The sequence below is a fragment of the Nitrospira sp. BLG_2 genome, from assembly GCF_049222245.1.
Map to the genome: position 1 here is coordinate 1 of NZ_JBLYIG010000195.1, position 6254 is coordinate 6254.

At 54.7% G+C, this 6254-nt stretch carries 4 protein-coding genes; 3 read left to right on the forward strand and 1 reads right to left on the reverse strand.

Annotated elements, in window-relative coordinates:
• Positions 1-199: hypothetical protein (locus ACOSYY_RS05365; RefSeq protein WP_421661237.1), on the reverse strand; the 199-nt coding region annotated here is incomplete at its 3' end.
• 149 nt (positions 200-348) lie between these two features.
• On the opposite strand from ACOSYY_RS05365, the gene ACOSYY_RS05370 reads away from it, so the two are divergent.
• The 3 genes from ACOSYY_RS05370 to ACOSYY_RS05380 form a co-directional block, all read left to right on the forward strand.
• The gene (locus tag ACOSYY_RS05370) at positions 349-3201 is read left to right on the forward strand and encodes an SNF2-related protein (RefSeq protein ID WP_421661238.1); all 2853 of its coding nucleotides are present in this window, start codon (positions 349-351) and stop codon (positions 3199-3201) included.
• A gap of 264 nt (positions 3202-3465) precedes the next feature.
• Positions 3466-4320: an AAA family ATPase gene (locus tag ACOSYY_RS05375; protein WP_421661239.1), complete on the forward strand. Its 855-nt coding sequence runs from the start codon at positions 3466-3468 to the stop codon at positions 4318-4320.
• Between the two features lie 12 nt (positions 4321-4332).
• Positions 4333-6254 (forward strand): S8 family peptidase (locus tag ACOSYY_RS05380; protein WP_421661240.1); only part of this gene is annotated, 1922 nt, incomplete at its 3' end.

Consider the following 6254-nt stretch of genomic DNA (forward strand, 5'->3'; position numbering starts at 1 on the left):
AAGAGGGCGATGCGGCGCCATCGGCTTCGGTGGTGGCGCGGCGCATCGCCCTTATCCAATGGTACTGGGCATCGGAAAGACGACAGACGGCCAGGAGGCCATCGATGGGCGATGTCGGATAGTCCGTCGGGTTGATCTGCGCCGCGGTCACGTGGAGCTTGCGCAGCCAGATGGGCGGATTGTCCGGATCGAAAGCCATGCGCGGATTGTACAGCACCGGCAGGGAAAGACAAAGCCGGTAGGTGAGTGTTCTGTCGTGGCCTCCTCCCCGCGCGACCTGGTGATTTCTAGGGAGGAAACGGCTATTCTTGCGCGCTGAGGCCGGTCACTCTTGAAGTTTGTCGCGGAATGAATCTCACCCCTTATCACACCAAGTTTTTCGCGCACGAACTCACCAAACGCTGTCCGTCGGACAGTATCGAAAAACTGGCCTCCGCCCTGGTTGATGCCCAGGTCGATCTGAATCCTCACCAGATTGAGGCGGCGCTATTCGCCTTCACATCGCCGCTCTCCAAAGGAGCCCTGCTGGCCGATGAGGTCGGCCTTGGGAAGACGATCGAGGCAGGGCTGGTGCTTTCTCAAAAGTGGGCTGAACGGAAGCGGCGGGTCCTCATTATCACGCCGTCGAACCTCCGCAAACAGTGGCATCAGGAGCTTCAAGAGAAATTCTTTCTGCCCTGTCGCATACTGGAAACGAAGTCCTACAAAGATGCCGTCCGGCAGGGGAACGTCCGGCCATTCGAGTGCAGCGACATCGTCATTTGTTCCTACCAGTTCGCGCGATCCAAGGCGGCTGAGGTCAGCCTCATGCGCTGGGATTTGGTCGTCATCGACGAGGCCCATCGATTGCGGAACGTCTACAAGCCGACCAACATCATTGCCAACACCCTGAAGCAGTCGCTGAAAGACGCGCCCAAGCTTCTCTTGACTGCTACACCGCTGCAGAACTCGCTGCTCGAACTCTATGGCCTCGTGAGTGTCGTGGACGATCGGATCTTCGGGGACCTCAAGAGCTTCAAGGAACAGTTTGCCAATCTGCACAACAAGCCGACCTTCGATATCTTGAAAGCACGGTTGCAGCCGCTGTGCAAACGAACGCTGCGTCGCCAAGTCTTGCCCTATGTTCGCTACACCAAGCGCCTGCCGATGGTCCAGCCCTTTACGCCGGCAGAGAGCGAAGACCGGCTCTATCATCTGGTCTCCGACTATCTCCGACGGGACAATCTTCAAGCCCTACCGGCCAGCCAGCGGACCCTGATGACTCTTGTGTTGCGGAAGCTCCTGGCCTCGTCCTCCTTCGCGATTGCCGGGGCACTAGCCTCCATGAACCAACGGCTCCGTGAACGGCTGCGCCAGGCTGATGGACCAAACCCACTGGAACAGGCGCTGGGAAAAGATTTCGAGGCCTTTGACGAAATGGCCGACGAATGGGAGGAGGAAGAACCCTCACCTGAACCCCTTACCGAAGCGGATCGGAAGGCCATTCAACAGGAAATCGAAGACCTCGAAGGTTTCAGGACACTCGCCGTCTCCATCACCCACAACGCCAAAGGGCAGGCCCTGCTGACCGCCTTGCGAACAGCCTTCGGCAAAGCCTCCGATCTCGGCGCAGCCCAGAAAGCCATTATCTTCACCGAATCCAGACGCACGCAGGAGTATCTCCTCCGAGTCCTCGCTGACAGTCCCTGGAAAGATCATATCGTGCTGTTTAACGGCTCCAACAACGACGAGAAATCCAAGCAGATCTATCAAGCCTGGCTCCAGCGTCATCAGGGAACCGACCGTGTCACCGGCTCCCGTTCCGCCGACATGCGCTCCGCGATCGTGGACTATTTCAAAGAGCAGGGCCAAATCATGATCGCCACGGAAGCCGGGGCCGAGGGCATCAATCTCCAATTCTGTTCACTGGTCGTCAACTACGATCTGCCCTGGAATCCCCAACGCATCGAACAGCGCATCGGTCGCTGCCATCGCTATGGGCAAAAGCACGATGTGGTCGTGGTGAACTTCCTGAATCAGACCAATGAAGCGGATCAACATGTCTTTCGACTGTTGTCGGAGAAGTTTCAGCTCTTCGAGGGCGTTTTCGGTGCGAGCGATGAAGTACTGGGTGCCCTCGAATCCGGCGTCGATTTCGAGAAGCGCATTGCGGACATCTATCAACGATGCCGGACTCCACAAGAGATCAAGACCTCGTTCGATCAATTGCAGAGCGAACTCGGCACGCAAATCGATGAAGCTATGACCCGCGCCCGCCAACTCCTCTTCGAACACTTCGACGACGAGGTGCGCGAAAAGCTCCGGGTCAGTGACGAGAACTCCAGGCTGTACTTGAATCGCTACGAGCGCATCCTCATGCAACTGACCCGCTTTGAACTGCGCGAGCACGCGGAATTTCTCACCGACTCGTCCTTCAAGCTCCGATCATGTCCCTTTGAAGGAGACATTGCTCTAGGGTTGTATGAGCTTCCGCGTCGAACAGGAGAAGCCCATCTCTATCGACTCGCTCATCCATTGGCTGAACGAGTCTTGGCGCAAGCGAAGGGCCGTGTGCTGGAACTGGCTGAACTGACCTTCAATTATGATAAGCACGACGGCAAAGTCACACTCGTCGAGCCGCTTATCGGGAAGGCGGGTCTCTTGAACGTGTCGCTCTTTACCGTCGAGGCGCTGGATCAGGCGGAGGACTATCTGATTTGCACTGGCGTAACGGATTCAGGTGAGGTGCTCGATGAAGAAGTCGTCCGGCGGCTGTTCTCCCTTCCCGGAACAGTGACCGAATCCAGAACATCATCAATCGACCATCCCGCCATTCGTGCCAGAACAGAAGAGCGACAGGAAGCCATCCGCCGACAGATTTCCAAACGTAATGCCGAGTTTTTTGAGGTCGAGGTCGATAAGCTCGACTCTTGGGCGGACGACCTGAAGGTGGGTTTGGAACGCGAGATTAAGGAATTCGATCGGCAAATCAAGGAGGCCCGCAAGGCTGCCGTGGCGGCACTGACGCTGGAAGAAAAGGTAGCTGGGCAGAAACAGATTAAGGCCCTAGAAGCCGAGCGGGGCAAGCGACGCCGGACCTTGTTCGATGCCCAAGATGAAATCGACCGCCGTCGAGAACAGCTCATTGCCGAGGTTGAGGGAAAACTGCAACAGCTAATTAGAGCGAAGTCGCTGTTCAGTGTGCGATGGAAATTAGTATGACCGCTTTCGTATTGTCTCTGGTGCAGCGATCCAGTGAAGGGCAAGAGACCCGTCGTGGGCGATGCCCTTTTCATGGTAGTATACCCCGAAAATTCGATATCCTTGGTGGAATTGCGAGACTGACCATCCTTTAAAACGTGATTCGAAATGGCAAGGTCGGATCTTTTAATTTCGCTAATCAAGAGTGGAAGGGACACCGCTAATCCTCGCTTCCGTCAGGCGGTTGAGGCGCTTATCGCTGAGGAGCGTGCCAAGAAGCACGCCATGCTTGCAGACCAACTGGCTGCCGCATATGCGAACGGGGTTAACGGTCAGCCGCAGTCCATGAGTACATCACCATCCCCTATAGCCGATTTGGTGTACGAAACCTGTTCCGATCGCGCTTTCGATAGTCTTATTTTGCCTGGCACGGTAGCAAAAGAATGTCGAGCGCTCATCGAGGAGCATCGACGCACAGATCTCTTGCGGTCTTTTGGTATATCGCCGCGGCATCGCGTTCTCTTGGTCGGCCCGCCTGGTAATGGCAAGACCTCCCTCGCAGAATCGCTCGCGAACGAGTTGATGGTGCCAATGCTGTCGATCCGATACGAAGGTATTATCGGAAGCTATTTGGGTGAAACGGCAACTCGCCTACGAAAAGTCTTTGACTATGCTAGGCAGCGAGCATGCCTGCTATTCTTCGACGAGTTCGAGACGTTGGGAAAAGAACGCGGTGATGAGCACGAAACTGGAGAAATCAAGCGTGTGGTCAGCGCACTGCTGCTACAGATTGATAGCCTACCTCCACATGTTGTCGTTGTTACAGCAACGAACCATCGGGAGTTGCTAGATCGTGCCGTTTGGCGGCGATTCCAGCTACGCCTGGAACTGCCTCGCCCTACACAACAACAGGCGACGGAGTTCCTCGATCGCCTGTTCGCTCAATTGGAGTTTGCACGTGGTCTGCAAGCTAGTATCTTTGCCAAATCATTTCGCGGCGCGAGCTACTCCGATATCGAGGACTTTGTGCGCGACCTTGCTCGCCGGTACGTCCTCGCGATTCCCAATGGTGATGTTCAGAAGATCGCTCGAGATCGACTAGCCGCATGGAAATCCCGGGCATGTTCCGAGTCTCGCTAATATAGGGACTGCATGCCCGAAAAGCCGATTCTTATATTCCCTGCCGCCACCGTTGCCGCAAGACAGCCTTTACCGCAAGCATTCTCACCGCCGCCCAAACGACCGACGCAAGTACAGCAAAGGACTCGTCTGGCTGCTCGATTTCAGGCACTTTCGCAGAGCTTTGGAGTAGTTCGCGCCGATACCACTGGCCTCGATCCAGAGCAGGTGGTGGTATTCGAGGTTGCTGGGTCCGTTGCCGACTTTCAGAACGTTGTTCGCCGAATCGGCGGAATGGAATGGCTTGGGGACTTTGAGGTTGATATCGCCGAACCCGCACCAGCCTTCTTTGAACAAGGTGTTTCCGTAACACCATTGCTTGGTCGCCTATTCGTTGTCATGAGCAATCAGACCAAAATAGCCGAAATTGTTCAACTCTGGAAAACATGGTCGAGATCAAGAGATGAAAAACTCCCGCATAATTTTGGGAAGTTAGCAGAAGTATTCAAGTTCCTGAATGATGTGCGCCCATGGAGTGTCCGGGATCGTCTTCGAGAACATGGTGCCCTAGAGTGGTGGCATGAGTGTCTATCCGCAGATAGAGCAACAATCCGTTTTGAAGTTGAGCTCTGGTGCCGTCAATCGGATGGAAAGCGAGTAGAGGCGTATGGGCGGCTCCAGAATCTTGTCCGAGAAGCCGGTGGGCAGTGCGTTACACAAGCTACGATTCCAGAGATCGACTATCACGGCGTACTTGTCGATCTCCCTTCCTCCCAAATCCGGACGACCATTGATGCCATCAACGCAAACCAAGATACAAAGCTTCTCCGTCTAACGGATATCAAGTATTTCTGTCCGATGGGGCAAGTTGTCATAGCTCATCCTGAAGAGTCGACGCCGGGGGCCTTTCGTCAGCAGCCTACTCCACAAGGCAATCCTATAGTCGCCTTGTTGGATGGTCTCCCACTTGAAAACCATACAACACTCCGAGATCGTCTGAGGATTGATGATCCTGATGGATTTTCAAGTCGATATAATGCCGATGAGCAGCGGCACGGAACAGCCATGGCCTCCCTAATTGTCCATGGCGAATTCGATGAAAATGAGGACGCGCTCCCACGGCCTGTTTATGCCAGACCGCTCATGTATCCTGGCCGCCCCGACGTTAATAATGTTCGATGGGAACAGTTGCCCGAAGATAGCCTCCCTGTTGATCTCACCTTTCGTGCCGTGCGCCGAATTTACGAAGGTGATGGTGCAACACCTGCGGTTGCGCCGACCATTAAAGTCATCAATTTCAGTATCGGGGACGTCAATCAGCTTTTCGATCGCGAGATGAGTCCCTGGGCACGTTTGTTGGATTGGCTCGCATGGAAATACAAAGTCACATTCGTGGTTAGTGCAGGTAACCACCACGGGAACGTTACATTGGAAACTTCTGCTGCGCAGTTAACAAATGTCACTGATGTGGACCTGTGTGCTCAAACACTACGTGCTATGGCGCGTGATCGGGTGAAAAGGCGCCTGCTTGCTCCCTCAGAGTCAATCAATGCGGTTACAGTAGGAGCGGCGCATGCCGACCTTGGGCCCAATAATCAGAATGCGGATATTCTGGATCTCTTCCGCGCTGCCCGTTATTGCAGCCCCATTTCTTCAGTTGCTAATGGATTTCGACGCTCTATTAAGCCTGATATTTTGGTTGCCGGCGGCAGACAATATTATCGCGCAAGAATTGCCAATTCAAACTCAAGTCCAGCAGTGCTTGAAGTATTGCGAAATCAATCGCGACTTGGCCAACATGTAGCTGCCCATGGAGGAACCGCCGTCCCGCCCAGTCACACGACACGAATCTGCGGAACCAGCAACGCCTCAGCTCTCACCACACGGCGATCTGCTCTATTATTTGAGCAGATCAACGCGCTTAGAGCCGACCCTGGGGGCGAAGCCCTTTCGGA

Coding starts and splice junctions, on each gene's coding strand:
- ACOSYY_RS05370 (WP_421661238.1), top strand. CDS start 349: ATGAATCTCACCCCTTATCACACCAAGTTTTTCGCGCACGAACTCACC.
- ACOSYY_RS05375 (WP_421661239.1), top strand. CDS start 3,466: ATGCTTGCAGACCAACTGGCTGCCGCATATGCGAACGGGGTTAACGGT.